Source organism: Oerskovia sp. NPDC060287 (genome assembly GCF_042726775.1).
GTDB lineage: Bacteria > Actinomycetota > Actinomycetes > Actinomycetales > Cellulomonadaceae > Oerskovia > Oerskovia merdavium.
Genome location: NZ_JBHXBO010000236.1, coordinates 2,695 through 6,348 on the forward strand (window position 1 = coordinate 2,695; position 3,654 = coordinate 6,348).

Consider the following 3,654-nt stretch of genomic DNA (forward strand, 5'->3'; position numbering starts at 1 on the left):
CCGTCGGGTCGTGGGGCAGCGAGCCGATGCCGGACTGGCCGAACGTCGAGATGAGCTGCACGCCGATCCCCGAGCCCTCGAGCCTGGCACGCGTGGTGCCGATCGCGGAGAACGGGATCTTCATCTCGTAGATCGTGTCCTGCTTCTTGTCGTGCCCCTTCGAGAGGAGGTCGACGTACTTGCTCCTGTTCAGCAGGTCGGCCGGCGTGTAGCCCGCCCAGCCGTTGGACGAGATGCCCATCAACGAGCTGCCCGAGAAGCCGTCACCGTAGGCGAAGGAGATCCCGGCGTCCGTGAACCCGAGCACGTTCTCCTCCTCGTAGTCGAAGGCACCGTTGTCGTTCATCGAGAAGACCGAGGGCTGACCGACGCCCTTCTTCGCCGAGAACATCGCGAGGTGGTCGACGTTCCCGTTGACGAAGGTGTTGCGGATGCCCCACACGCCCTTGTCCGTCCCGTCGACCAGGCCGTCGGTCCCCTGGGAGTTGTTCGTGTCGAACGCGATCGAGAACGGGATGTCGCCCTGGTAGGGCTTCCCGTTGTCGCTGATCGGGTAGCCCTGCGCCGGGTCGACGACGTCCGTGACGTTGGTCATCTGCCACATGAGGTACAGGTTCGCGTCGTCCCAGGCGGCGGACAGCGAGTACAGGTCGTACACGGGACCCTCGTGGCTCCCGCGGAAGATCCTCGGGTCGTCGTTGGCGACCCCCTGGGCGATGACCATGCTCTCGGTCCACTCGGACGCCGAGCCGTCGACCGTGACGGACGCCTTGACGCCCTTCTGGCCGGAAGGGTTCGTCGCGTAGAACGGCCCCTCCGCGGGAGTACCCGGGTTCGTGGGTTCGACCGGGTCGACAGGGTCGACAGGGTCCACGGGGTCGACGGGGTCGACGGGGTCGACCGGGTCCACCGGGTCGACCGGGTCGACGGGGTCCGGCGCGCACGGCGAGCCGACGACGACCTTGCCGTCGAGCACGACGGAAGCTCCGGCGGGCAGGGCGTAGTCGCGTGACCCGTTGTTGTCCCACACGCCCGAACCGTTGGTGAACACGGCCGTCGCGCTGCCGGCACCGTCGAGTGCGATCTCCTTCGTGACCCACCCCGTGCAGGCGGCGGTCATGGGGACCCCGGGCACGGCGGTCCAGGCCCCGGTGCCCACGCGGTAGTGGATGTTGTAGGTGTTCCAGCCCTTCGTGGTCGGGTAGTAGGCCGTCACCTTCGTGGTGTCGCCGGCCTGTCCGTCGGTGACCGGGACGCACGGGTTGCCCGCGGTCACCACTCCGCCCGAGACCTGGACGTGCTGCCCCGTGAGGCTGAAGTCCTTGCCACCGTTGTTGTCCCAGGCGCCCGACCCGTTGGTGAACGCGGCCGTGACGGTCGCCCCGTTCGCGGGGATCTCACGGGAGACCCAGCCCGTGCAGGCCGCGGTCATGTCGACGCCGGGGGCCGTGGTCCAGGCGCCCGAGCCGACCTTGTAGTGGACCTTGTACACGTTCCACCCCTTCGAGGTCGAGTAGTAGACCGTCGTGGTCGTGTCGACCGGCAGCGCGCCGGTGGTGGCCGTGGCCGTGGCGCTCGCCGCCGACCTGTTCTTGGCCGCCGACCCGTCGATCGCGGTGACCGTGATCGAGTAGGCGGTCGAGGCCGTGAGGCCCGTCAGGGTGGTGGACGTGCCGGTCACGGTCGTCTTCACGGTCGTGCCGCCCGCGGTGCGGGCCACCTCGTAGGTGAGGGGTGAGGCGCAGTCGTCGGTCGACGCGGCCCAGGTCACCGCGATCGAGGTCCCGGCCGCGGTGGCCTTGACGTTCTGGGGGACGCTCGGCGCGGTCGTGTCGTTCGCGCACGTGGGCTGGGTCGTCTTGACCTTCCCGACATGCAGCGCGAGAGCCCCGTACGCGGGGACGGTCGCGGTGAAGGTCCCCGAGGCGCTCACGGTGTAGGTCTTGGAGCAGTCCTTGGCCGCCACGACGTCGCAGTAGGTGTTCGCGGGCAGCGAGGTCTGGTAGGTGCGCGTCACGGCGGAGGCCGTGTTGTTGATCGCCACGTAGCCCTTGGCCCCGCGGCCGTAGGCGATGTTGTTGTTGCCGTCGTCCCACCAGTTCGTCACGGACGTGCCCTCGACCGTGTTGTGGAAGCCGACCATGCCGGCGATCTCGGTCCAGCGCTGCGTGCAGGTCCAGGCGCTGTTGGAGCAGCTCGCGTCGGGGACCGACGTGCTGGTGGCGCCGGGGGCTCCGGCGTCCTTGTCGGTCCACGTGTAGCCCGTGTAGACCGAGGGCGAGCCGTAGGGCCAGGAGAGCATGAAGGCGTTGGCGAGCTTGTACTTGGCGCCCCACTTGTAGTTCATGGTCTCGCCGTTGCGCTCGGTGTCGTGGTTGTCCACGAAGACTCCGGCGCGGTCCGAGGTGAGCAGCCCGTTGCCGATCTCGTCGAGGCTCGCGATGCTGCCGTCGAAGCGGCTCTTGAGCGTGCGCGCGTAGTTGAACTCGTGCGAGTCCCCGCTGCCCAGGTACTCGGAGGGCTGGATGGGCTCGCCCGCGGCCCCGATGACCTCGTGGACCCAGTAGACGTTCGGGTTGGTGAGCTTGGCCTTGATGGCCTCGAGGTCTGCGGCCGGGATGTGCTTGGCCGCGTCGATACGGAAGCCGGCGACGCCCAGGCCGATCAGGTCGTTCATGTAGCCCGCGATCTTGCCGCGCACGTAGTCCGACCTCGTGCGCAGGTCCTGGAGCGAGACGAGGCGACAGTTCTGGACGTTGTACCGGTCGCCGTAGTTGGTGATGTTGGCGCGGCAGTCGTTGAAGTCGTTGGCGCCGTACGGGACGCCGGGGAAGTTGTCGACCGAGTAGCTGGTCCCTCCCGTGCCCGTGCCGGACCCGGTGTCCGCGCCGGCCGTGTGGTTGACGACCGCGTCCACCACGATGCCGACGCCGGCGGTCTTGCAGGTGCTGACCATGTTCTGGAACTCGGCGCGGTTGCCGAGCTTGGACTCGATCTTGTAGCTCACAGGCTGGTAGGAGGTCCACCACGCGGTGCCCTGGATGTGCTCCTGGGGCGGCGAGACCTGGACGTAGCCGAAGCCGGCGGGCCCGATCGTGCTGGCGCACTCGGCCGCGACCGAGTCCCAGGTCCACTGGAACATGTTGAGGACGACGTTCCCCCGCCCGTTGTCGGACGCGACCACGGGCGACGGGGTCGGCGCCTTGGCCGAAGCCGGCACCGCCCCCGCCGCGAGGCCCGACGCGATCACGGCGAGCGCCGTGAGCCCGGCGAGCACCCTGTGCCGTGGCTTCCTGCGGACCGGTCTCCCGGTTGTTCGGCTGAGCATCATTGCTGCGTTCTCCGTTCGGTGCTGCGTACAGCCCCGCGTCGGTGCGTGACTGCCCGTCCGCGCCCCGGCATCGGTGCCGGTGCGTTACCGCTCCCCCTGTTCCCCCTGAACCGGCCTGACCGCCGGCCGAACCCGCGTCTGTCACCTTTGCAGAGAATTGCGAGTTCTTGCTGAAAGATTACACAGACCCGAGGGACGTGTCTCCCTTTCCGGACATGCAAGAAGGTTGCGGGTTGTCGGGCAGGGCGCGGGTCCTCGAGATCATTGCGGGTCTGAGCATCGACGGACGCGAACGGTTCGTCGAGGATCATGACCTCGGGACG

Annotated in this window: 1 protein-coding gene; it reads right to left on the reverse strand. The window is 68.4% G+C overall.

What is annotated here, in order from left to right:
* The coding region (locus ACFWFR_RS16400; RefSeq protein ID WP_377623663.1) for a carbohydrate binding domain-containing protein at positions 1-3,277 on the reverse strand (3,277 nt) is incomplete at its 3' end.
* Between the last annotated feature and the right edge of the window lie 377 nt (positions 3,278-3,654).